Source organism: Serratia sp. BIGb0163, from assembly GCF_024809935.1.
Classification (GTDB): domain Bacteria; phylum Pseudomonadota; class Gammaproteobacteria; order Enterobacterales; family Enterobacteriaceae; genus Serratia; species Serratia quinivorans.
Genome location: NZ_JANUDZ010000009.1, coordinates 33,551 through 55,845, shown reverse-complemented (window position 1 = coordinate 55,845; position 22,295 = coordinate 33,551). Strand labels below are relative to the sequence as shown.

Annotated in this window: 22 protein-coding genes; 14 read left to right on the top strand and 8 right to left on the bottom strand. The window is 55.0% G+C overall.

Annotation, left to right across the window (positions count from 1 at the left end; all coding sequences use genetic code 11):
- The first annotated feature begins 18 nt into the window (after window positions 1–18).
- Together M2406_RS23145 and rlmM are read left to right on the top strand one after the other, a co-directional pair.
- Window positions 19–414 (top strand): DUF423 domain-containing protein, encoded by a 396-nt coding sequence (locus M2406_RS23145; protein WP_012146507.1) that lies wholly within the window; start codon window positions 19–21, stop codon window positions 412–414.
- The gene (rlmM, locus tag M2406_RS23140) at window positions 407–1,510 is read left to right on the top strand and encodes a 23S rRNA (cytidine(2498)-2'-O)-methyltransferase RlmM (RefSeq protein ID WP_012146506.1); all 1,104 of its coding nucleotides are present in this window, start codon (window positions 407–409) and stop codon (window positions 1,508–1,510) included. Before M2406_RS23145 ends, rlmM begins: the two co-directional genes overlap by 8 nt.
- Before the next feature lie 30 nt (window positions 1,511–1,540).
- Here the strand turns inward: rlmM and xni are convergent, their stop codons facing one another.
- The 3 genes from xni to queF form a co-directional block, all read right to left on the bottom strand.
- Window positions 1,541–2,296 (bottom strand): flap endonuclease Xni, encoded by a 756-nt coding sequence (gene xni, locus M2406_RS23135; RefSeq protein WP_112363397.1) that lies wholly within the window; start codon window positions 2,294–2,296, stop codon window positions 1,541–1,543.
- A gap of 56 nt (window positions 2,297–2,352) precedes the next feature.
- Window positions 2,353–3,717 carry a nucleotide 5'-monophosphate nucleosidase PpnN gene (gene ppnN / locus M2406_RS23130; protein ID WP_012146504.1) on the bottom strand — a complete coding sequence of 455 codons (1,365 nt, stop codon included), beginning with the start codon at window positions 3,715–3,717 and terminating at the stop codon, window positions 2,353–2,355.
- A 199-nt stretch (window positions 3,718–3,916) separates the two neighbouring features.
- Window positions 3,917–4,762 (bottom strand): NADPH-dependent 7-cyano-7-deazaguanine reductase QueF, encoded by an 846-nt coding sequence (gene queF, locus M2406_RS23125; RefSeq protein ID WP_112363398.1) that lies wholly within the window; start codon window positions 4,760–4,762, stop codon window positions 3,917–3,919.
- A 63-nt stretch (window positions 4,763–4,825) separates the two neighbouring features.
- Here queF and syd point away from each other — a divergent pair, with 63 nt between their 5' ends.
- Window positions 4,826–5,377 (top strand): SecY-interacting protein, encoded by a 552-nt coding sequence (syd, locus tag M2406_RS23120; RefSeq protein ID WP_017893799.1) that lies wholly within the window; start codon window positions 4,826–4,828, stop codon window positions 5,375–5,377.
- A 620-nt stretch (window positions 5,378–5,997) separates the two neighbouring features.
- On the opposite strand, the gene M2406_RS23115 is transcribed toward syd, so the two are convergent.
- Window positions 5,998–7,236, bottom strand: a complete 1,239-nt coding sequence (locus M2406_RS23115; RefSeq protein ID WP_135344985.1) for an MFS transporter — start codon at window positions 7,234–7,236, stop codon at window positions 5,998–6,000.
- A 183-nt stretch (window positions 7,237–7,419) separates the two neighbouring features.
- Between M2406_RS23115 and M2406_RS23110 the strand changes: the two genes are divergently transcribed.
- Genes M2406_RS23110 through M2406_RS23100 form a run of 3 tightly spaced genes read left to right on the top strand, consistent with a single transcriptional unit; the run spans window position 7,420 to window position 9,002 of the window.
- Window positions 7,420–7,749 carry a YqcC family protein gene (locus M2406_RS23110; protein WP_012146500.1) on the top strand — a complete coding sequence of 110 codons (330 nt, stop codon included), beginning with the start codon at window positions 7,420–7,422 and terminating at the stop codon, window positions 7,747–7,749.
- Window positions 7,749–8,519 carry a tRNA pseudouridine(65) synthase TruC gene (truC, locus tag M2406_RS23105; protein ID WP_012146499.1) on the top strand — a complete coding sequence of 257 codons (771 nt, stop codon included), beginning with the start codon at window positions 7,749–7,751 and terminating at the stop codon, window positions 8,517–8,519. The genes M2406_RS23110 and truC overlap by 1 nt, the downstream gene beginning before the upstream one ends.
- Window positions 8,520–8,552: 33 nt before the next feature.
- Entirely contained in the window at window positions 8,553–9,002 is a 450-nt protein-coding gene (locus M2406_RS23100; RefSeq protein ID WP_017893795.1) for a flavodoxin, read from the top strand.
- A 98-nt stretch (window positions 9,003–9,100) separates the two neighbouring features.
- On the opposite strand, the gene M2406_RS23095 is transcribed toward M2406_RS23100, so the two are convergent.
- The 4 genes from M2406_RS23095 to map form a co-directional block, all read right to left on the bottom strand.
- A complete protein-coding gene (locus tag M2406_RS23095; protein ID WP_006318690.1) occupies window positions 9,101–9,490 on the bottom strand; it encodes a DUF3461 family protein in 390 nt (129 codons plus the stop codon).
- Between the two features lie 129 nt (window positions 9,491–9,619).
- Window positions 9,620–10,444 (bottom strand): 2,3,4,5-tetrahydropyridine-2,6-dicarboxylate N-succinyltransferase, encoded by an 825-nt coding sequence (gene dapD, locus M2406_RS23090; protein WP_012146497.1) that lies wholly within the window; start codon window positions 10,442–10,444, stop codon window positions 9,620–9,622.
- A 43-nt stretch (window positions 10,445–10,487) separates the two neighbouring features.
- The gene (gene glnD, locus M2406_RS23085; protein WP_012146496.1) at window positions 10,488–13,166 is read right to left on the bottom strand and encodes a bifunctional uridylyltransferase/uridylyl-removing protein GlnD; all 2,679 of its coding nucleotides are present in this window, start codon (window positions 13,164–13,166) and stop codon (window positions 10,488–10,490) included.
- A 74-nt stretch (window positions 13,167–13,240) separates the two neighbouring features.
- The gene (gene map / locus M2406_RS23080; RefSeq protein WP_012146495.1) at window positions 13,241–14,035 is read right to left on the bottom strand and encodes a type I methionyl aminopeptidase; all 795 of its coding nucleotides are present in this window, start codon (window positions 14,033–14,035) and stop codon (window positions 13,241–13,243) included.
- A gap of 356 nt (window positions 14,036–14,391) precedes the next feature.
- Here map and rpsB point away from each other — a divergent pair, with 356 nt between their 5' ends.
- From rpsB to rseP, 8 genes are all read left to right on the top strand, one after another.
- Window positions 14,392–15,117, top strand: a complete 726-nt coding sequence (rpsB, locus tag M2406_RS23075) for a 30S ribosomal protein S2 (protein ID WP_012146494.1) — start codon at window positions 14,392–14,394, stop codon at window positions 15,115–15,117.
- 128 nt (window positions 15,118–15,245) lie between these two features.
- Window positions 15,246–16,097, top strand: coding sequence for a translation elongation factor Ts (gene tsf / locus M2406_RS23070; protein WP_012146493.1), 852 nt, complete (start codon window positions 15,246–15,248; stop codon window positions 16,095–16,097).
- A gap of 148 nt (window positions 16,098–16,245) precedes the next feature.
- Entirely contained in the window at window positions 16,246–16,971 is a 726-nt protein-coding gene (gene pyrH, locus M2406_RS23065) for a UMP kinase (RefSeq protein ID WP_004952223.1), read from the top strand.
- A 123-nt stretch (window positions 16,972–17,094) separates the two neighbouring features.
- Complete coding sequence (gene frr / locus M2406_RS23060; RefSeq protein WP_012146492.1) at window positions 17,095–17,652, top strand: ribosome recycling factor; 558 nt, start codon at window positions 17,095–17,097, stop codon at window positions 17,650–17,652.
- Window positions 17,653–17,809: 157 nt separating this feature from the next.
- On the top strand, window positions 17,810–19,006 hold the full coding sequence (ispC, locus tag M2406_RS23055; protein WP_017893792.1) for a 1-deoxy-D-xylulose-5-phosphate reductoisomerase: 1,197 nt from the start codon (window positions 17,810–17,812) through the stop codon (window positions 19,004–19,006).
- Window positions 19,007–19,284: 278 nt separating this feature from the next.
- Complete coding sequence (ispU, locus tag M2406_RS23050; RefSeq protein ID WP_012146490.1) at window positions 19,285–20,043, top strand: (2E,6E)-farnesyl-diphosphate-specific ditrans,polycis-undecaprenyl-diphosphate synthase; 759 nt, start codon at window positions 19,285–19,287, stop codon at window positions 20,041–20,043.
- A gap of 9 nt (window positions 20,044–20,052) precedes the next feature.
- On the top strand, window positions 20,053–20,901 hold the full coding sequence (gene cdsA / locus M2406_RS23045) for a phosphatidate cytidylyltransferase (RefSeq protein ID WP_012146489.1): 849 nt from the start codon (window positions 20,053–20,055) through the stop codon (window positions 20,899–20,901).
- Window positions 20,902–20,929: 28 nt separating this feature from the next.
- Window positions 20,930–22,285, top strand: a complete 1,356-nt coding sequence (gene rseP / locus M2406_RS23040; RefSeq protein WP_012146488.1) for a sigma E protease regulator RseP — start codon at window positions 20,930–20,932, stop codon at window positions 22,283–22,285.
- The last annotated feature ends 10 nt before the right edge of the window (window positions 22,286–22,295 follow it).

The window sequence follows — 22,295 nt, the reverse complement described above, 5'->3', positions numbered from 1 at the left end:
CAATAAAGGTAAATAACGATGAGCAGTCGTTCAATGCTGATTTTTGCCGCTATCAGTGGCTTTGTATTTGTTGCTCTGGGCGCGTTTGGCGCACACGTGTTAAGTGGCACCCTGGGTGCCAACGAGATGGTCTGGATCCGTACCGGACTGGACTATCAGGGGTTCCATACCCTGGCGATCCTGGCGCTGGCGGTGGCAATGCAACGCCGCGTCAGCCTGTGGTTTTACTGGAGCGGAGCGCTGTTGGCGCTCGGCACCGTACTGTTCAGCGGCAGTCTGTACTGTCTGGCGCTGTCACACCTGAAGTTCTGGGTTTATATCACGCCGATTGGCGGCGTGTGTTTCCTGATCGGTTGGGTATTGATGTTGATTGGCGCTTTGCGTCTGAGGAAAAAGGCCGAGCGCCATGAATAGACTTGCGTTGTATTGCCGTCAAGGCTTTGAAAAAGAGTGTGCGGCAGAAATTACCGCCAAGGCTGCCGAACTGGAAGTGTTCGGTTTCGCCAGAGTAAAGGATAACAGCGGCTACGTGCTGTTCGAGTGCTACCAGCCGGATGACGCCGATCGCCTGGCGAAGGAAATCCCGTTCCGGGAGCTGATTTTTGCCCGTCAGATATTGGTGGTTGGCGAGTTGCTGCGCGATTTACCACCGGAAGATCGGGTTTCTCCGATTGTCGGCATGCTGATTGGCGTGGTCGATCGTGGTGGTGAGCTGCGCGTGGAAGTGCCGGATACCAACGAAAGCAAAGAACTGTTGAAGTTCTGCCGCAAGCTGACGGTGCCGTTGCGTACTGCGATGCGTGAGCAGAAGGTGTTGATGGCGCGTGAGAATAAGACCCGTCCAGTGGTGCATGTGTTCTTTATCGCTCCGGGGTGTTGCTATGTGGGTTACTCCTTCAGTAACAACAACTCACCGTTCTATATGGGCATTCCGCGTCTCAAGTTCCCATCCGATGCACCGAGCCGTTCTACCCTGAAACTGGAAGAAGCGTTCCACGTGTTCATTCCTGCCGACGAGTGGGATGAACGTTTGGCCAGCGGCATGCACGCGGTCGATCTGGGCGCCTGTCCGGGGGGCTGGACCTATCAACTGGTGCAACGCAGCATGATGGTACACGCGGTGGATAATGGCCCAATGGCACCGAGCCTGATGGATACCGGGCAGGTGACGCATCATCGTGCCGACGGTTTCAGATATGAGCCTTCCAGCAGCAAGATTTACTGGCTGGTGTGCGATATGGTGGAAAAACCGGCGAAGGTGACCAGCCTGATGATCCAGTGGCTGGTGAAAGGCTGGTGTCGTGAGGCGATCTTCAACCTGAAATTGCCGATGAAAAAACGTTACGAAGAGGTTTCGCAGAATCTGCTGGCCATCAAGGAAGCGTTGGATACGGCGGGTATCAGTTCAGAAATTCATGCCAAGCAGCTGTATCACGATCGTGAAGAAGTCACCGTGCACGTCCGTCGTATGTGGTCGGCCGTGGCAGGCCGCCGCGACGAGCGCGATTAAATGACAGGGCGCTGTCTTCAGCGCCAGTGATTAAACCGGTAACCGCAGTTGCTGCAGGTTGCCGGTTAATGCCAGATCGGTTCGCAAGGTAGCGACACTTTTGCTGACGTAGGCCATCTCGCGGTGCTGTTGCAGTTTTCCGCGCCATTTTTCCGGCACCTGTTCCAAATCCTGATATAACCCATCCAGCGAACCTGCCTGTTGTAACAGCAATACCGCCGTCTTCGGCCCAATCCCCGCCACGCCGGGGATTTTGCTGCTGCTTATTCCCGCCAGCCCCCAGTAATCCGACAATTGTTGTGGCGATACGCCGAACTCTTGCTGCACAAACGGCATATCCAGCCAACGTTTTTGGAAATAATCGCGGATCTGCACGCTGGGTGCCAATAGTTGGCAATAGCCTTTGTCGGTGGACACAATGGTCACCTGATGGCCGCCGCCTGCAACCTTGGCGGTCAGCGTTGCCGCCAGATCGTCGGCCTCATTGCCTGGAGAGTGCCAACAGGCAACGCCAAGTGATTCAAATGCTTGCCGTAACTGCGGCATTTCCTGCTGCAAATTGTCCGGCATGGGCGAACGTCCGGCCTTGTAGTCGGGCAGGATTTGGTGGCGCCAGCTTTCGCTGCGGTCATCCTCATCGAACACCGCTACGGCGTGCGTTGGCCGACTGTGCTGAATCAACTGTTGCAGTGCGTGCTGGCAGGCATTCACACAGGGGGACCCCTGCACGGCGTGTATGCGGCGGATCAGGTTGAGGGCATCGACAATCAGTAGGTGTATCATCATGGGCTTACAAGGTCAGAAGAAAGAAGGGCGGCTGTCAGGCCGCCCCGGATAGCTCATTAAGCGACTATTTCGTAACAGGGCACATAAGCGGTGCCTGGCAGTTTCATCCGGTGCTGAGCGACAAAGCCCTGCAGCAGACTGTCCATTTGCTTCATCATCTGCGGTTCGCCGTGCAGCTTGTACGGCCCAAACTGTTCGATGGCATGAATGCCATTTTCCTTCACGTTACCGGCGACGATGCCGGAAAACGCGCGGCGCAGCGCGGCAGCCAACTGTTCGGCCGGCTGGTCGGGATACAGGTTGAGATTGGCCATATTCTCATGGCTTGGCTCAAACGGCAGCTGCAAATCCGGCGCAATGCGGATCGACCAGTTAAAGCTGTAGGCATCGCCGGTATTACGACGGTTCTCTTTCACCAGCGGCATGGCTTTTTTCATCTGACGTGCGACTTCGGCCGGATCGTCGATGATGATGGTGTAGTGACGGCGCGCTTCATCTCCCAGCGTGTTCATGATGAACTCATCCAGCACCTGGAAGTAGTTGGCGCTCTCTTTCGGCCCGGTGAGGATCAGCGGCAACACCTGTTCGCTGTTCTCCGGGTTCATCAGGATACCCAGTAGATAAAGCAGCTCTTCTGCCGTGCCGACACCGCCCGGGAAGATGATGATGCCGTGGGCGATACGGACGAAGGCCTCCAGGCGTTTTTCAATGTCCGGCATGATCACCAGCTCATTGACCAACGGGTTGGGTGGCTCTGCGGCGATGATCGACGGCTCGGTCATGCCGATAAAGCGGCTATTGTGGTAGCGCTGTTGCGCATGGCCTACGGCCGCGCCTTTCATCGGTGCCTCCATGGCACCCGGCCCACAGCCGGTACAGATATTCAGCTCGCGCAGGCCCAGTTGGCTTCCGACCTTACGTGCGTAGAGGTATTCGTTTTCGTTGATCGAGTGACCCCCCCAGCACACTACCAGATTGGGATCTTCATCAAGGTGCAGCGCGCGGGCGTTGCGCAGGATAGAGAACACCAGATTGGTAATGTGGGCCGAGTTTTCCAGATTCAGATGCTGGAAACGGCCGGCGCTGTCGATCTGCCCGTGAACGAACAGGATATCGCGCAGCACGGCAAACAGGTTGGCCTGCAGCGAACGGATGATTCGCCCGTCGACAAACGCGTCTTCCGGTGGATTCACCAGTTCAAGTTTGACCCCGCGCTCACGGCGCAGAACGTTAATATCAAAGGTTTCGTAGCGTGACAGCAGCTGTTTGCTGTTGTCGGTCTGGCTGCCGGAGTTCAGGACGGCCAGCGAACAGTTGCGGAACAAACGGTATAGATCGCTGCTGGCGGTACGCTTCAGCATGTCTACTTCCAGCTGCGACAGCAAATCCATAGAGCCAAGCGGGCTGATGTGTGTAATCAAGGTAACTCCTTTGCACCCGGAAAGGGGCAGTAGTAATCCATACGCAGCAGAACAGCATCTCGTTATAGTTAGCGCACGGCGGCAACGTCATCGTTTGCCAGCCGGAATGCCCAGCGCTCCTGATTTAACCTTACCGCCGTCACCTGTTTTTTACCAATACAAACCGCTCGTTAGCTCAGTTGTTGAGCACTGTTTCGCACTATTGGCGTGCCAGACGGCCATGTGACGGGACAAAGTCAGTGTTGCTGCGCCATGGATTGATGTCCAACCCGCCGCGACGGGTGTAGCGCGCATATACCGTCAGGCTTTGCGGCTGACAGTAACGCATCAGGTCGTTAAAGATGCGTTCGACACATTGTTCATGGAATTCATTGTGATGACGGAAAGACACCAGATAACGCAGCAGCGCTTCGCGATCGATCTGCGCACCACGATAAGCAATTTGCACCGAGCCCCAGTCCGGCTGGTTGGTGATCAGGCAATTGGACTTCAACAGATGGCTGACCAACTGCTCTTCCACCTGCAGGGGGCCGGTGGCATTTTGCAGATAATCGGCATTGAACTCGTAGTTATCGATACGAATGTCCTGGTTATCGATGCATTCGCCGTCCAACCGGGCGATCGGGCTGCCTTCCAGCTGATCTACGCGGAACAATGAGACGCTGACCTCGCCCTGAGCGCAGGCAGACAGATCGCGTTGCAAGGTATTGCGCACCGTCTCCCAGTCGCTGAAAGGCGTTTGGTTGAAACTGTTGAGATAAAGTTTGAAGCTCTTGGACTCAATCAGATTGATGCTGTCGGCAGTCAGGCTTATCTCTCCAACTGCCACCTGCGGCAAGCCGTTGTCGTTCAGCCAGGAGAGTTCGTACAGCGTCCAGATATCGGCCCCGTGGAACGGCAGGCTGTCCGGATACAAGCCCAGCGGCTCGCGGTTCATACTGCGCGGTACCGCCTGCAACAGCGTGGCGTCGTAATGGTCGCGATACGCGGTGGCTTTGCCCAGCGTCAGTGCCGACAGGGCGTGATGGTCTTGGTAGGAGGACATCTGCTGTCACCTTGGTAATAGATAGGTACAATGGTTGTCAGTTTACCGTATGCGAGAAAAAATATGGACCATGATGTACCGCACGCCCTGCGTGAATTTACCCAGCGCTATGTTGATCTTTGGCAGCAAGAGCGTGGTCATGCCCCAGCCAGCCAGGATCTGTACGGTGTGCCGTCGCCTTGCCTGGTAGAAAATCGTGATGACGAAGTGCTGTGGTTGCCCCAGCCGTTTACCCCGGCGGCGACGCTGGAAAAGGTAGAGACCGCGCTCGAGCTGCGCTTGCAGCCGGATATCAATCTGTTTTATACCCAGCAGTATGCGGGTGACATGAGCGCCCAGTTTGGTGAGCATCACGTGACTCTGTTGCAGGTATGGAGCGAGGACGACTTTATTCGTCTGCAGGAAAACCTGATCGGTCATCTGGTGACGCAAAAGCGCCTGAAACTGTCGCCAACGCTGTTCCTGGCAACGACCGAATCAGAAATGACCATGGTCTCGCTGTGTAACGTTAGCGGCAATGTGGTTTTGGAGCAGTTTGGCAGTGATAAACGCACTTTGCTGGCGGCTTCGTTGGGCAATTTCCTCGATGCATTGCGCCCGACGTTGGGTGTTTGAGCCTTTTTGTTCCGAAGTCCGTGTGCGAGATCTCGCACACGGGCTGTGAGAGATCGCTTTTAATTTTTCCCTCGCACTAGCTTAGGTGGGATTTATTGTTATCCAGATCAATTGGTTAGATTTTCTTTAGGATAACTCTTAGTGTTAATTTCCTGTCAGCCGTCCAGTAAGCCCTTGTGAACCCGGGATAATTAAGCGATCTTATGTTCACCGGAAGGGATACGGTGGAGCTGGAAAGCATCAGGATGATGCAGCTTCAGGATGAAGAAGTGGATGCGCTCAGTGAAGAGCGAAGGACGGCGTCAGGAGATGCTCAGGATGTTTCAGGATTGAAACCAGGGACACCTCCAGGATGGAGATTGAGAGCCGGCACAGGATGGTTGGCGGGTCATGAAGACTGAGGAACCGCGTCAGGACGATGCTACAGGACAGAGCCAGGATGGTTTTGGTCAGGATGGCCGCAGGAAAAGTTTTCAAGGATTGAGCAGGGAGCACACTGTGTAGCGGGACTGCTATAAAACGAACCGAGGGCACTGTTAGCGCAGTGCCCTCAACTTTTTATACGGGTTCATGCTTTAAGTATCAATAATACTTAACCCTGCTTACATTCATCTCAGTTATTAACCAATCGCACCCAGCGTATCGCCATCGCCCTGTTTTTTCGGTAACAGGAACAGCGTGGCGTAGATATCCAGCAAATAAATAGCCGCCAGCAGGCTGATCGCCGCAGTGAAGGATACCTGTGTCACCAGCGCGCCGATGACCAATGGCCCCAGTCCACCGACGCCTCGCCCCAGGTTAAACAGAATATTTTGTGCAGTGGCACGCGCCTGAACCGGGTAGGTATCGGAGATCAATGCGCCGTAGCCCCCAATCATGCCATTAACGAATAACCCCATCAGCGCTCCGGCAAACAGCATCAACGTTGGGTCACTAAGCTGTGCGTAGACAACCACCATGACCACCGCACCAATCTGATAGCAGATAAAAATCTTCCAGCGGCTGAAGCGATCGGCCAACACGCCAAATAGCCAGATGCCAAATGTCATGCCGATCACCGTGACGGCTGTCCACAGGCCGGATTTGGTCAGTGAGAAACCAAAGTTTTTTGCCAGGTAGGTCGGCATCCAAATCATCAGCCCGTAATAACCGAAGTTCTGCACCGAGCACAGAATGAAAATGCCGATGCTGGCCTTGCTGGTGGCCCGGTCTTTGAATAGCAGGCTCAGACGTTGGGCGAATGACAGTTGTGGGCCGCTGTTTTGCTGACGGACGAACTCTTCCGGCTCACCCAGAGTGCGGCGGATCAGGAACGACACCAGCGCCGGTAACAGCCCAACCAGGAACATGCCACGCCAGCCGATATGGGGCAGCAGCAGTGGGGTGAGGAACGCCGCCGCCAGGACGCCCAACTGCCAGCCCATACCCACATAGGCCGAGGCGCGATTACGTTTTTCTGCCGGCCAGGCTTCGGCGATCAGTGCCATGCCGATACCGAACTCGCCGCCGAGTCCAATGCCAGCCAGCGTGCGGTAGGCGAGCAAATCCCAGTAGCCTTGCGCCAGCGCGCACAGACCGGTAAACAGTGAGAACATCAAAATTGTAATGGTCAGCACCCGGATACGGCCAAAGCGATCGCTGAGGTGGCCGAAGATCACGCCGCCCAGTACCGCGCCGATCAGCGTCCAGGTGACCAGTGAACCGGCAGCGGAGGAGCTTAACCCCATTTCGATACTGATGGCCGGCAGCATAAAGCCGAGGATCAGCAGGTCAAAGCCGTCCATGGCATAGCCGGTGACTGAAGCCACCATGGCTTTGCCGGGCGTGGCGTGATTTTTTGTCGGTGTGATTGCGGGCATCTGTCTAATCTGTGTGGTTTATTCGGTGAACACATTGTGCCGTGTGGCCGCGTCGCCCACCAGTGCAAATCCATTTCGGCCATCAACTCAGCTGAATTTGGGCTATAAAAAGTAAAATGCTATGCTTTGCCGCCTTTCAGCCGCGCCGCTGAATATCATGGTTTAAACAGATCGGGAATGCAGATGAGTATACAAAATCAGGTTCGCCTTAGTTTGCAGGCGATTGAACAGTCAATGCGAGAGTTGGCGCTGTGGCAAGCTACGCCGCCCGAGCCTGAAGCCTTCGCCAGCCCCGAGCCGTTTTGCGTTGACAGCATGTCGGCCGAAGCCTGGTTGCAATGGGTCTTTCTGCCACGCATGTACGCGTTGCTGGATGCGGGAGCGCCGCTGCCGACGCGTTTTGCCATCACGCCTTATTTCGAAGAGGCGTTGAAAGATAACGACCCCAACTGCATGCCGCTGTTGGTGCTGTTGCAGCGCCTGGATAACATGCTGAATAAAGAGCTGCAATAATGCTTGAGATTCTATATCAGGATGAGCATTTGGTGGCGGTGAACAAGCCTTCCGGGTGGTTGGTACACCGCAGCTGGCTGGATCGCCATGAAACCCGGTTTGTGATGCAAACCGTGCGCGATCAGATTGGCCAGCATGTGTTTACCGTGCATCGCCTCGATCGGCCCACCTCAGGGGTGCTGCTGATGGCGCTGTCCAGTGAGGTGGCACGGTTGCTATCGCAGCAGTTTGAACAGCATCAGATGCAGAAAACCTATCATGCGGTGGTGCGTGGTTACGTGCTGGAGGGGGCGACCATCGACTATCCGCTGACGGAAGAACTAGACAAAATCGCCGACAAGTTTGCCTCTAAAGACAAAGGCCCGCAGCCGGCGGTCACTCATTACCGGCCGCTGGCGCGGGTAGAAATGCCGGTAGCGATTGGCCGTTACGAAAGCGCGCGCTACAGCCTGGTTGAACTGAAGCCGGAAAATGGCCGCAAGCACCAGTTGCGCCGCCATATGGTGCATATCCGCCATCCGATTATTGGTGACAGCAAACACGGCGACCTGAACCAGAACCGGGGTATGGCCCAGCATTTTGGCTGTCCACGCCTGATGCTGCATGCCAGTCATCTGCAACTGAATCATCCGGTGACCGGCGAGCCGCTGCATCTTTCCGCGCGCTGGGATGAACCTTGGCAGGGAGTCATGTCACAGTTTGGCTGGACAGAGAATCTCCCTGAGCTTGCCAGGGTTGAGTTTCCCCCGGCTAGCGGTCAGGATAACTGATCATTTTCAAAGATATTTAAGGGAGTAGGGGCAATGGCTCAGGTTGGAATCTTCGTGGGAACGGTCTACGGCAACGCATTATTGGTGGCGGAAGAGGCTGAAACTATCCTCAGTGAGCAGGGCCACGAGGTCAAACTGTTTGAAGAAGGCACGCTTGAGGCCTGGCAGTTTTACCGTCAGCACTACGCGCTGGTGATTACTTCAACCACCGGCCAGGGTGATTTGCCGGACAGCATTGCGCCGCTGTTTCACGCTATCCGTGACCAGGTCGGCTACCAGCCGGAGCTGCGCTATGGGCTGATCGCACTGGGCGACAGCAGCTACGACAATTTCTGCGGTGCCGGGCGTGCTTTTGATGCGTTGCTGCAGGAACAAGGCGCCACCCGCGTGGGTGAAGTGTTGGAAATCGATGCGATGGAACAGCCTGAACCGGAAGTGGTTTCTTGCCCGTGGGTTGAGAAGTGGGGCACGCTGCTGAAATAGAATGACCTGCCGCCTGTAGGGGCGAATATATTCGTCCCGATTAATACGGGCGCAGCATGCTGCGCCCCTACAATCTGTAGTCTCAGTTCGCTGAACCTTTACTTACCGCGAGTCAGTTTTTCCAGATCGGATTCGATCTCGGCAATTTTGTGGGAGACCACGCCTTCCAGATGACGCAAGTCATCAAGAATTTTGCGTTTCAGATCGACTTCCACCTGATCGCGCTGGCATAGCTGATCCAATTCATCAATGACGTAGCGAAGGTTCGGGTTAATTTCGTGGATTTCTTTGTAACCCTGGCCGGCGTTGTCAGCGACGACCGTTTTGCGTTGGCGCGGATATTTGAATTTCACGCTCTTGGCAAAGAATTCGCCTTTATCCTTGCGGAAATAAATCTTAAGAATGTCGTTATTGGCCTCCTGACGCAGGCTATAGCGATCGACATCTTCCGGTTGATTGATTCCTAAGCTTTTCAGGTTGTCATACATAATAGCGCCACCTTATAAATAGACTATATTCCACGGTCTGGGATTATGGCGAATAACCGCGCCAGAGACTGTGACTGCTCACGTAATGAAGATAAAAAAATGGCGGGTGATTAACCCGCCATGTCTATTTTAGTCGATGGTGCGTAATAACTCATTAATGCCGACTTTACCACGCGTCTTGGCATCGACCTTCTTGACGATGACCGCGCAATACAGGCTGTAAGAGCCATCTTTGGACGGCAGGTTACCGGAAACCACTACCGAACCGGCCGGTACGCGGCCGTAGTGCACTTCGCCGGTTTCACGGTCGTAAATGCGGGTGCTCTGACCCAGGTACACGCCCATGGAGATCACTGAACCTTCTTCCACGATCACGCCTTCAACCACTTCTGAACGCGCACCGATAAAGCAGTTGTCTTCAATGATGGTCGGGTTGGCCTGCAGGGGCTCCAGTACGCCACCGATGCCGACGCCGCCGGACAGGTGAACGTTTTTGCCGATCTGCGCGCAAGAGCCGACGGTTGCCCAGGTATCCACCATGCTGCCTTCGTCAACGTAGGCACCGATGTTCACGTAGGATGGCATCAGTACGGTATTACGGGCGATGAACGCGCCCTGGCGAACGGTGGCTGGTGGCACCACGCGGAAGCCTTCTTTCTGGAAGCGCGCTTCGTCGTAATCGGCGAATTTCATTGGCACTTTGTCGTAATAACGGGTTTCGGCACCGTCCATCACTTTGTTGTCATTGATGCGGAAAGAAAGCAGCACGGCCTTTTTCAGCCACTGATGCGTTACCCACTGACCGTCAATCTTCTCGGCAACGCGCAGGGCGCCGCTGTCCAGCAGGGCGATCACCTGGTTTACCGCTTCGCGCGTTACGGTGTCTGCGTTCGCCGGGGTGATTTCCGCACGGCGTTCGAAGGCGTTTTCAATAACGTTTTGTAATTGCTGCATGCTGTTCTCTGTCCTGATGTTGTCTACGAAAAGGTTACTTGTATCACATTTTATCGTTTGGATTGAGGGCCTCTGTCAACCGTTGTTCCAACTTTCTGCGCGTTTCCGGGTTAAGGGCGCGTCGATCGCTGTCGGCCAGAATAAATAAATCCTCAACCCGTTCGCCGATAGTGGAGATGCGTGCGCCGTGCAGCGACAGGTTGAGATCGGCGAACACTTCGCCCACCCGAGCCAACAGACCGGGCTGGTCGAGTGCGGTCAGTTCCAGATAGCTGCGACGGTCGGTATGGGTCGGCAGGAAACTGACTTCGGTCGGCACGCTAAAATGACGCAGCTTGGAAGACGGCCTGCGCACGCGCGGCGGCTGATATTCCCGCTGGGTAATGGCCTGCAACAGTGCGTGGCGGATCGCCGTGTGGCGGTCCTGGGCCAGCGGGCTGCCGTCCGGCTCCAGTACGATAAAGGTATCCATTGCCATGCCGTCACGATTAGTGAAGATCTGCGCGTCATGTACGCTCAGGTTACGGCGATCCATCTCCCCGGCCACGGCGGCAAACAGGTAAGGGCGATCCGGGCTCCAGATGAAAATTTCGGTGCCGCCACGCGTGGCCTGCCGGCTGACCAGCACCAGCGGTTTGGTGGAGTCATGGGCCAGCAAATGGCGCGCATGCCAGGCCAACTGGTTGGGTGAATGACGCAGGAAGTAATCGGCGCGACAGCGGCTCCAGATGCGGTGCAGCGCCTCCTCGTCGATATTGTCCATGCGCAACAACGCCAAAGCCTGCAGGCGATGATGACGTACGCGTTCGCGCAGATCCGGGCTGTTTTGCATGCCGCGGCGCAGCTGTTTTTCTGTGGCAAAATACAGCTCGCGCAACAGGCTCTGTTTCCAACTGTTCCACAGGGTTTCATTGGTGGCGCAGATATCCGCCACCGTCAGGCAGACCAGATAACGCAGACGGGTTTCGCTCTGCACTTCGGCGCTGAACTGCTGAATAACGGTCGGGTCCTGAATGTCGCGGCGTTGGGCGGTCACTGACATCAGCAGATGACAACGCACCAGCCAGGCGACCAGTTGGGCCTCGCGGGAATTCAGCCCATGGACTTCGGCGAACTCCAGCACGTCCTGCGCACCGAGGATCGAATGGTCGCCGCCGCGCCCTTTGGCGATATCGTGGAACAGGGCAGCCAGCAGTAGCAGTTCCGGATTCGGCAGGCGTGGATACAGCTCGACACACAGCGGATGGCGCGGTCGCGTTTCGGCATCGGCAAAGCTTTCCAGTTTTTGCAGGACGCGAATGGTGTGTTCGTCGACGGTGTAGGCGTGGAACAGATCGAACTGCATTTGCCCGACGATTTTGCCCCACTGTGGCATATAGGCCCACAGCACGCTGTGGCGGTGCATCGGCACCAACGCCCGGGAGACCGCGCCGGGGTGGCGCAGAATGGCCATAAACAGTTCGCGTGCCTCAGGAATGGTGCAGAGCGGCTGCTTCAAATGGCGGCGCGCATGACGCAGCTGGCGCACTGTGGTGGAATAAATGCCTTTGATCTCACGGTTGCGTACCATCAGGTAGAACATCCGCATGATGGATTCCGGCTGGCGGATAAACAGCGTTTCATCACGCAGGTCGATCAGATCGCCGCGCAGTTGGAAATCGTCGTTCAGCGGACGCGGTTTTTCCGTCGCGTCCAGCGCCAGAATTGCCTCGTCGAACAGCTGCAGCAGCATGTGATTCAGCTCGCCGACGCGGCGCGTCATGCGATAAAAATCCTTCATCATGCGTTCAACCGGTTCGTTGCCTTCCCCCTCATAACGCAGTAACTGTGCCACGTTGAGCTGGCGATCGAACAGTAAACGGTTGTCGTAGCGCGGCAGCACCAGGTGCAGTGCGAAGCGGATGCGCCACAGGAAGCTCTGGCATTCGTTCAGCTCGTTGCGCTCGGCCTGAGTGAGAAAGCCGAAGCCGACCATTTCGTCAAGTGATGTGGCGCCAAAGTGACGACGCGCCACCCACAGCAAGGTGTGAATATCGCGCAGGCCACCGGGGCTGCTCTTGATATCCGGTTCCAGGTTGTAGCTGGTACCGTGGTATCGCTGATGGCGTTCCTGCTGCTCAACCACCTTGGCGTGGAAAAATTGCGGGGAGGGCCAGAAGCCATCGCTGAAGATATGTTTTTGCATTTGCAGAAACAGTGCGACATCGCCGCAGATCATCCGCGATTCAATCAGGTTGGTGGCGACGGTCAGGTCCGCCAGCCCTTCCAGCAGGCATTCTTCCAGGGTTCGCACACTGTGGCCGACTTCCAGCTTCAGATCCCACAGCAGGGTGATAAATTCCCCCACGCGTTGGGATTGCTGTTCATTCAGGCGGCGCTGGCTGAGCACCAGCACGTCAATGTCTGAGAGCGGATGCAGCTCGCCACGGCCATAGCCGCCAACGGCAACCAGCGCGGTTTCCGGAATATCCTCGAACCCGTAGAAGACCCACAGGCGGCGCAGCAGGCGGTCGATAAAGTCACTGCGGGCCGCTACCAGGCTTTCGGCGCTGGAACCGGCGTTGAACGCTGCCGCCAGCCATAATTGGAACTGCTCCAGGCGTTGTTTCAGCGCGATGCAGTTAATCTCCTCATCGCCATAGGCGTTGGGATATTCAGGCTGCACCGGTACGGCCTGTGGCGAAATGACCGAGGTGTCTTGTTGGCGAAAGTTTTCAGACATAATACGCAGCCCATAAAAAAGGCCGGCAAAAGCCGGCCTGTGACATCATGCATCGCGGCAAAACGCCGCGGCGCTTACATCTCGTGCGTAATGATGTTGGGGATGGTGTCATCCTTGCGCAACGTCATTATCTCGCAGCCGTTATCCGTGACCACAATAGTATGCTCATACTGCGCCGACAAGCTGCGATCTTTGGTTTTTACCGTCCAGCCGTCTTTCATGGTGCGAATGCGGTAATCACCGGCATTGACCATCGGCTCGATGGTGAAGGCCATACCAGCCTGCAGCACCACGCCGCCGTCGTCAGCGTCATAGTGCAGCACCTGAGGTTCCTCGTGGAACACTTCACCAATGCCGTGGCCGCAGTACTCGCGAACCACCGAGAAATTCTCGGCCTCGACGAATTTCTGGATCTCTTTGCCCAGCGTGCGCAGGCGGATACCCGGCTTCACCATTTTCAGCGACAGATACAGGCTTTCCTGAGTGATGCGGCACAGGCGCTCGCCCAGAATGGTCGGTTTACCGGCGATGAACATTTTAGAAGTATCACCGTGGAAACCGTCTTTGATGACGGTAACGTCGATATTAACGATGTCGCCGTCTTTCAGGACCTTGTCATCGCTCGGGATGCCGTGGCAGACCACTTCATTCACCGAGATACACACGGATTTCGGGAAACCGTGGTAGCCCAGACAGGCAGAGATCGCCTGCTGCTGGTTGGTGATGTGATCGTGACAGATACGATCGAGTTCGCCGGTGGTCACGCCAGGTTTGACGTGCGGCTCAATGATTTCCAGCACTTCGGCAGCCAGTCGGCCGGCCACGCGCATTTTTTGGATGTCATCAGGTGTTTTAATTGAGATTGCCATGAAATTCGTCCGCAGGTGTCGTGCTCGCCGACAACAGAAAGAAATAAGAAGCAGTCTCTTATGGTATCAGCCCGGCCTGAGGCTGCCAAATTTGATTTCTCGCCGGCCTGCGCCTGGCAACAAAAGTTGGTGTCCGGGGTGGGTTTATGGTATAAAGCGCGCCGGCAGATCCGCACATCTTCCTTGTGATAATGGCGGAATAGGCCGAAAATACTTTAACTGCACTCACTTTGTGTAAATAACACACACGTATCGGCACATCCGCCGGGGTGCCCTGAGGTGATTTATCACCGCCAGGGTCGGCGTTATGGGATACGTGGAGGCATAACCCCAACTAACTCTATAGAGGTTTAATCATGGCAACTGTTTCCATGCGCGACATGCTCCAGGCCGGTGTACACTTTGGTCACCAGACCCGTTACTGGAACCCGAAAATGAAGCCTTTCATCTTCGGCGCACGTAACAAGGTTCACATCATCAACCTGGAAAAAACTGTACCAATGGCCAACGCAGCACTGGCTGAACTGACCAAGATCTCTTCCCGTAAAGGTAAGATCCTGTTCGTTGGTACCAAGCGCGCAGCAAGCGAAGCGGTAAAAGAATATGCTACCGGCTGCGACCAGTTCTTCGTGAACCATCGCTGGTTGGGCGGCATGCTGACTAACTGGAAAACCGTTCGTCAGTCAATCAAGCGTTTGAAAGATCTGGAAATCCAGTCTCAAGATGGCACCTTTGACAAGCTGACCAAGAAAGAGGCGCTGATGCGTACTCGCGAACTGGCCAAGCTGGAAAACTCCCTGGGTGGTATCAAGGACATGGGTGGTCTGCCTGACGCTCTGTTCGTAATCGATGCTGATCACGAACACATCGCGATCAAAGAAGCCAACAACCTGGGTATCCCGGTATTCTCTATCGTTGATACCAACTCCGATCCAGACGGCGTTGACTTCATCATCCCTGGTAACGACGATGCAATCCGTGCAATCAAATTGTACCTGACTGCCGTTGCTGCCGCCGTCCGTGAAGGTCGTTCTCAAGATCTGGCCGTTCAAGCGGAAGAAAGCTTCGTAGAAGCTGAATAATAAGGCAAGCTCGTCACTGAGCCCTTATTAACCAGGTATTGAATATGTTGGTTAGGGGGGCCTTTATAGGCCCCCTTTGCTTATCTGAATGAGAACTGTCTCCACGTGAGATAACCGAGGAAAAAGAAATGGCTGATATTACCGCTGCTCTGGTAAAAGAACTGCGTGAGCGTACTGGCGCTGGCATGATGGATTGTAAAAAAGCTCTGGTTGAGTCTAACGGCGACATCGAGCTGGCAATCGAAAACATGCGTAAATCTGGTGCGATCAAAGCGGCGAAAAAAGCAGGCAACGTAGCTGCTGACGGCGTGATCAAAACCAAGATTGAAGGCAACTACGGTCTGATCCTGGAAGTTAACTGCCAGACTGACTTCGTAGCTAAAGATGCTGGTTTCCAGGCATTCGCTGACAAAGTGCTGGATGCTGCTTTTGCCGGCAAAATCACTGACGTTGAAGTGTTGAAAGCACAGTTCGAAGAAGAACGTGTAGCGCTGGTTGCAAAAATCGGTGAGAACATCAACATCCGTCGCGTTGCTTCCCTGGAAGGCGAAGTGCTGGGTAGCTACCTGCACGGTGCGCGTATTGGCGTTCTGATCGCAGCTACCGGTGCTGACGAAGAGCTGGTTAAGCAAATTGCCATGCACGTTGCGGCAAGCAAGCCTGAATTCGTTAAGCCTGAAGACGTGTCTGCTGAAGTGGTAGAAAAAGAGTACCAGGTTCAGTTGGACATCGCCATGCAGTCTGGCAAGCCGAAAGAAATCGCTGAGAAAATGGTTGAAGGCCGCATGAAGAAATTCACCGGCGAAGTTTCCCTGACCGGTCAGCCTTTCGTTATCGAACCAAGCAAAACCGTTGGCCAGGTGCTGAAAGAGCACAACGCTGACGTGGTTAACTTCATCCGCTTCGAAGTGGGCGAAGGCATCGCTAAAGTTGAGAACGACTTTGCTGCTGAAGTTGCAGCAATGAGCAAGCAGTCTTAATGACTGTTAATGGGGCCGCCGTCTGGCGGTTCCATTTTATCCAGCCAGAATTACACCGGTGGCAAGCCCTGTGGCATGATACACAGCACAGGCGCGTTTCATCGGCTGAAATCCCCAATACTAATACTGCTTCTTAGGACAGATCACCATGGCAACCAATGCAAAACCCGTATATCAGCGTATTCTGCTTAAACTGAGTGGCGAAGCCCTGCAAGGTGCAGAAGGTTTTGGTATCGACGCTAGCGTTTTGGATCGCATGGCTCAGGAAGTTAAAGAGCTGGTCGAACTGGGAATTCAGGTCGGTGTAGTTATTGGCGGCGGTAACCTGTTCCGCGGCGCGGGCCTGGCACAAGCCGGCATGAACCGCGTAGTGGGCGACCACATGGGAATGCTGGCTACCGTGATGAACGGTCTGGCTATGCGTGATGCACTGCACCGTGCCTATGTGAACGCTCGCCTGATGTCGGCAATTCCGTTGAACGGCGTGTGCGACAACTACAGCTGGGCCGAGGCGATCAGCCTGCTGCGTAATAATCGCGTGGTGATCTTCTCCGCCGGTACCGGCAACCCGTTCTTCACTACCGATTCTGCGGCGTGCCTGCGCGGGATCGAGATTGAAGCGGATGTGGTATTGAAAGCGACTAAAGTGGATGGTGTATACTCCGCTGACCCGGTTAAAAATCCGGATGCCACACTGTACGAACATATAACCTATCAGGACGTGTTGGAACGTGAGCTGAAAGTGATGGATCTGGCGGCATTTACGCTGGCTCGCGATCACGGTCTGCCAATCCGCGTATTCAACATGAACAAGCCGGGTGCGCTGCGCCGGGTAGTGATGGGTGAAAACGAAGGCACGCTGATCAGCAAATAAGGCGGGTCTGCCAAATTTAGCGGGAGCGGCTAACGCCAGGCGTAGCGCGCTTTCCTTGAGTAAAATTCACGGGCTATACTGTGGTATGGCCTGCCAAGTATCCAGCTTTCAAGGGTTCGCAACGTGATTAATGAAATCAGAAAAGATGCTGATTCACGCATGGAAAAAAGCGTAGAAGCATTCAAAAACCAAATCAGTAAAATCCGTACCGGCCGCGCTTCTCCGAGCATCCTGGACGGCATCATGGTTGAATATTACGGCGCATCTACGCCGCTGCGTCAGCTGGCTAGCGTGACGGTAGAAGATTCTCGTACGCTGAAAATTAACGTATTTGACCGCTCTATCAGTGCCGCTGTTGAAAAGGCAATCATGAGCTCCGATCTGGGTCTGAACCCATCTTCAGCCGGTAGCGACATCCGTGTTCCACTTCCTGCATTGACCGAAGAGCGCCGTAAAGATCTGATCAAGATCGTGCGTAATGAAGCTGAGCAGGGCCGTGTAGCGGTTCGTAACGTGCGCCGTGATGCCAACGACAAGGTTAAAGCGCTGCTGAAAGACAAAGAAATCAGCGAAGATGAAGATCGTCGTTCACAGGACGACGTTCAGAAACTGACCGATGCTTACATCAAACTTCTGGATGCCGCTCTGGCGGATAAAGAAAAAGAGCTGATGGAATTCTAATCAGCATCGCGCAGAAACAAAGCGTCGCCTGGGCGGCGCTTTGTTTTTTGTGGCGCAGATCCCGTTTCATCGTACTGATTGATCATGGACAAGTGGTGGCCAAGGTTACACACTGGAGCACCTCCGATCTCATCAGACAGTTATTCAGAGTGAGCTCATGAAGCAACTGACTATTCTTGGTTCCACCGGCTCAGTGGGGACCAGTACCCTGGCCGTGGTCAGGGAAAATCCCGACCGTTTTGCGATTAAAGCGCTGGTTGCCGGCCGCAATGTCGCGGTTATGGCGCAACAGTGCATCGAATTTCGCCCGGCGTATGCCGCGATGGCGGACGAAGGCGCTGCGCGTGAACTGCGTACTCTGCTGGCGGAAAACGGTATTGCCACCGAGGTGATGGCGGGCGAGCAGGCGGCCTGTGAGTTGGCGGCATTGGACGACGTCGACCAGGTCACGGCAGCCATTGTGGGCGCTGCCGGCCTGCTGCCAACGCTGGCGGCAATTCGTGCCGGCAAGCAGGTGCTGCTGGCGAACAAAGAGTCGCTGGTCACCTGCGGGCGTCTGTTTATGGACGCGGTGCAACAGAGCAAGACGCAGTTACTGCCGCTCGACAGCGAACATAACGCCATTTTTCAGAGTTTGCCTGAGAGCATTCAGCGTCAGTTGGGATACTCTTCATTAGAGAGTCATGGTGTGTCGCGCATCGTGCTTACCGGTTCTGGCGGCCCGTTCCGCACTACGCCGCTGGAGCAGTTCACCACGATGACGCCGGATCAGGCCTGTGCCCATCCCAATTGGTCGATGGGGCGCAAGATCTCGGTGGACTCCGCCACCATGATGAACAAAGGACTGGAATATATTGAGGCCCGCTGGCTGTTTAACGCCTCGGCCGAGCAAATGGAAGTGATTCTGCATCCGCAGTCGGTGATCCACTCGATGGTTCGTTACACCGATGGCAGCGTACTGGCCCAGTTGGGCACGCCGGATATGCGTACGCCGATCGCCCATGCGATGGCTTATCCTCAGCGCGTTAATTCTGGTGTGGAAGCACTGGATTTCTGCCGCATCGGCTCGCTGACCTTTGCCGAGCCTGAACGGGAACGCTATCCCTGCCTGTATCTGGCCATTGAGGCCTTTGATGCCGGTCAGGCGGCGACTACCGCGCTGAACGCGGCTAACGAAGTGGCCGTGGCGGCTTTCCTGCAGGAGCAGATTCGCTTTACCGATATTGCGGCAGTGAACCAAAAAGTAGTCGAACGGCTGTCACTGCAGGAACCGTCCTGCATTGATGCGGTCTTAGAAATAGATCGCCAGGCGCGTGAGGTTGCGGTTGGATTGGTTAAATCACTGCATAACTGATACCGGCAATTATCCTATTTTGTTCGCAAATTACGCGTGCCGCAGTGGGGCCGTTTGTTCAGGCCTTGCTGAGGTGGTATAGTCTGCGCCACCTTTCAGCGGTTATACCGTTGAATTATGGCCTGATTGACATCTCGAATGCCGATAGTACAGCGCAGATTACCGGCTGTCGCAAGGCAGTCTGAAAAGCCGTGTCGGGCACACGGCTTTTTTTGCGCGTAAGGGCCTGATGTTCCGGAAGGGCAGTTGTATTTCTATTGAGGAAATAAGTACGAGTTATGTCGTCCGCAAATCAACAAGAGGCTAATCTGTCCACTCTGGGGCCACGACATGTCGCCATTATTATGGACGGCAACGGGCGCTGGGCTAAACGTCAGGGTAAGTTACGTGTCTTCGGTCATAAAGCAGGGGTGAAATCGGTGCGTCGCGCGGTCAGTTTTGCCGCCAACAACCATTTAGATGCGCTCACGCTTTATGCCTTCAGCAGCGAGAACTGGAATCGTCCAGTGCAGGAAGTTTCCGCTTTGATGGAGCTTTTCGTCCGCGCCTTGGACAGTGAAGTAAAAAGCCTGCATAAACATAACGTCAGACTGCGAGTGATCGGTGATATCAGCCGTTTCAGCACGCGCTTGCAGGAGCGGATCCGTCGCTCCGAGCAACTGACAGAAAATAACGATGGCCTGACGCTCAACATTGCTGCCAACTATGGCGGCCGTTGGGATATTATTCAGGGAGTAAGGGAACTGGCTGAGCAGGTGAAGGACGGTTCACTGCGTCCGGATCAAATCAGCGAAGAGTTACTGGGTGAGCGGATCTGCATGAACGATCTGTCGCCGGTGGATTTGGTGATCCGTACCGGTGGCGAACATCGCATCAGTAACTTCTTGCTGTGGCAAATTGCTTATGCCGAACTTTACTTTACTGATGTACTCTGGCCTGATTTTGATGAACTTGTCTTTGAAGGTGCGCTGAATGCATTTGCACAACGCGAGCGTCGCTTCGGGGGAACAACACCTATCGGCGCCAATGCGTCCTAGGGGGAACTTTTGCTGAAGTATCGCCTCATAACTGCTCTGATCTTAATTCCGATTGTTATCGCGGCGCTGTTTTTGCTGCCGCCGGTGGGCTTTGCCCTGGTAACACTCGTGGTGTGCATGTTAGCGGCCTGGGAGTGGGGCCAACTGGCCGGATTTACCTCCCGCTCGCAGCGCATCTGGTTGGCGATATTGTGCGGCTTCCTGCTGGCGTTGATGATGCTCAGTATTCCGGCCTATCATCAGTCGGTCCATTTACTTCAGGTAGGCGGTTCGCTGTGGCTGTCAATGGCTTGGTGGCTGGTGGCGCTGTTGCTGGTGCTGTTTTATCCCGGCTCGGCCGCACTGTGGCGTAACTCACGCCCGATACGTCTGGTTTTCGGTCTGCTGACCATAGTGCCGTTCTTCTGGGGTATGCTATCGCTGCGTCAGTTCGGCTACGAACAAAACCACTTCACCGGCGCCTGGTGGCTGCTGTATGTGATGTTGCTGGTTTGGGGCGCGGATTCCGGTGCCTACATGTTCGGCAAACTGTTCGGCAAGCATAAGCTGGCACCCAAAGTTTCTCCGGGGAAAACCTGGGAAGGGCTGGTCGGTGGCCTGATTACTTCGGCCCTGATATCCTGGCTGTTTGGTCGTTATGCCCCGCTCAATGTGGTGCCGACAACCTTACTGATTTGTTCGGTGATTGCCGTGCTGGCCTCAGTGCTGGGCGATCTTACCGAGAGCATGTTCAAACGCGAAGCGGGTATCAAAGACAGCGGTCATTTGATACCGGGTCATGGCGGCATACTGGATCGTATCGATAGCCTGACCGCAGCAGTGCCTGTATTTGCCTGCCTGATGCTGTTAGTGTTTTAATCCGTCAACGGCGGGGAGTGAAGGGATTATGGTTAGCGTGCTCTGGAACTTAGTCGCATTTCTTGTTGCGCTCGGTGTATTGATCACCGTGCATGAGTTCGGGCACTTTTGGGTCGCCCGTCGCTGCGGCGTCCGTGTAGAACGCTTCTCCATTGGCTTCGGCCGCGCCCTGTGGCGTCGTACCGACCGTCAGGGTACGGAGTACGTGATTGCCCTGATCCCGCTTGGCGGCTACGTGAAGATGCTCGATGAGCGGGTTGATTCGGTCGCACCGGAACTCCGTCATCAGGCGTTTAACAACAAAACCGTTTGGCAGCGTGCCGCTATCATCAGTGCCGGTCCTATCGCCAATTTCCTGTTTGCTATCCTTGCTTACTGGCTGGTATTCATTATCGGCGTGCCCAGTTTCCGCCCGGTAATCGGTGAAATCGCTCCCCAATCGATTGCAGCCCACGCTGAAATTTCGCCTGGAATGGAACTTAAGTCCGTAGATGGCATCGAAACGCCTGATTGGGAATCAGTTCGTCTGGCACTGGTGGCGAAGATTGGCGACGCAGAAACCGAGGTGGGTATCGCGCCGTTTGGTTCTTCCAGTGTGGTGACCAAAACCCTGGATTTGCGCCAGTGGAATTTTGAACCGGACAAACAGGATCCCGTGGTGGCGTTGGGTATCATTCCGCGCGGCCCGCAGATAGAATCTGTCCTTGCCGAAGTGCAGCCGGGGTCGGCAGCGCAAAAGGCGGGTTTACAAGCGGGGGACAGGATCGTTAAAGTCGATGGTCAGTTATTGGGTCGTTGGCAAACGTTGGTGAAACGGATACACAACGGTCCAGGGCAACCGCTGGCTTTAGAGATCGAAAGAAACGGCGCCCCCTTGTCTTTGACGCTGATACCGGATACAAAGCCGGTGGGAAAAGACAAATCGGTGGGTTTTGCCGGCATCATTCCGAAAGTGTTGCCGCTGCCGGACGAGTATAAGACGATTCGCCAGTATGGACCTTTCCCGGCGCTGTATCAGGCCGGGGACAAGACCTGGCAGCTTATGAGCCTTACGGTCAAAATGCTGGGTAAATTAATAACCGGTGATGTAAAGCTGAACAACCTGAGTGGCCCGATTTCGATTGCACAGGGAGCAGGGGCGTCAGCTGGGGTCGGGTTTGTGTATTATCTGATGTTTCTGGCGTTGATCAGTGTCAACCTGGGTATCATCAACCTGTTCCCATTACCGGTGTTAGATGGTGGGCATCTCCTCTTCCTGGCGATAGAAAAGCTGAAGGGTGGGCCGGTTTCCGAGCGAGTACAGGACTACAGTTACCGCATAGGTTCGATCGTGTTGGTGCTTTTAATGGGTCTTGCACTTTTCAATGATTTTTCTCGTCTTTAGGGGCGGGGAT

What these genes read in the sequence shown, in the direction of transcription:
- M2406_RS23145 (WP_012146507.1), top strand. Translation starts at nt 19, where the DNA reads ATGAGCAGTCGTTCAATGCTGATTTTTGCCGCTATCAGTGGCTTTGTA.
- rlmM (WP_012146506.1), top strand. Translation starts at nt 407, where the DNA reads ATGAATAGACTTGCGTTGTATTGCCGTCAAGGCTTTGAAAAAGAGTGT.
- xni (WP_112363397.1), bottom strand. Translation starts at nt 2,296, where the DNA reads ATGATGATACACCTACTGATTGTCGATGCCCTCAACCTGATCCGCCGC.
- queF (WP_112363398.1), bottom strand. Translation starts at nt 4,762, where the DNA reads ATGTCCTCCTACCAAGACCATCACGCCCTGTCGGCACTGACGCTGGGC.
- syd (WP_017893799.1), top strand. Translation starts at nt 4,826, where the DNA reads ATGGACCATGATGTACCGCACGCCCTGCGTGAATTTACCCAGCGCTAT.
- M2406_RS23115 (WP_135344985.1), bottom strand. Translation starts at nt 7,236, where the DNA reads ATGCCCGCAATCACACCGACAAAAAATCACGCCACGCCCGGCAAAGCC.
- M2406_RS23110 (WP_012146500.1), top strand. Translation starts at nt 7,420, where the DNA reads ATGAGTATACAAAATCAGGTTCGCCTTAGTTTGCAGGCGATTGAACAG.
- truC (WP_012146499.1), top strand. Translation starts at nt 7,749, where the DNA reads ATGCTTGAGATTCTATATCAGGATGAGCATTTGGTGGCGGTGAACAAG.
- M2406_RS23100 (WP_017893795.1), top strand. Translation starts at nt 8,553, where the DNA reads ATGGCTCAGGTTGGAATCTTCGTGGGAACGGTCTACGGCAACGCATTA.
- M2406_RS23095 (WP_006318690.1), bottom strand. Translation starts at nt 9,490, where the DNA reads ATGTATGACAACCTGAAAAGCTTAGGAATCAATCAACCGGAAGATGTC.
- dapD (WP_012146497.1), bottom strand. Translation starts at nt 10,444, where the DNA reads ATGCAGCAATTACAAAACGTTATTGAAAACGCCTTCGAACGCCGTGCG.
- glnD (WP_012146496.1), bottom strand. Translation starts at nt 13,166, where the DNA reads ATGTCTGAAAACTTTCGCCAACAAGACACCTCGGTCATTTCGCCACAG.
- map (WP_012146495.1), bottom strand. Translation starts at nt 14,035, where the DNA reads ATGGCAATCTCAATTAAAACACCTGATGACATCCAAAAAATGCGCGTG.
- rpsB (WP_012146494.1), top strand. Translation starts at nt 14,392, where the DNA reads ATGGCAACTGTTTCCATGCGCGACATGCTCCAGGCCGGTGTACACTTT.
- tsf (WP_012146493.1), top strand. Translation starts at nt 15,246, where the DNA reads ATGGCTGATATTACCGCTGCTCTGGTAAAAGAACTGCGTGAGCGTACT.
- pyrH (WP_004952223.1), top strand. Translation starts at nt 16,246, where the DNA reads ATGGCAACCAATGCAAAACCCGTATATCAGCGTATTCTGCTTAAACTG.
- ispC (WP_017893792.1), top strand. Translation starts at nt 17,810, where the DNA reads ATGAAGCAACTGACTATTCTTGGTTCCACCGGCTCAGTGGGGACCAGT.
- ispU (WP_012146490.1), top strand. Translation starts at nt 19,285, where the DNA reads ATGTCGTCCGCAAATCAACAAGAGGCTAATCTGTCCACTCTGGGGCCA.
- rseP (WP_012146488.1), top strand. Translation starts at nt 20,930, where the DNA reads ATGGTTAGCGTGCTCTGGAACTTAGTCGCATTTCTTGTTGCGCTCGGT.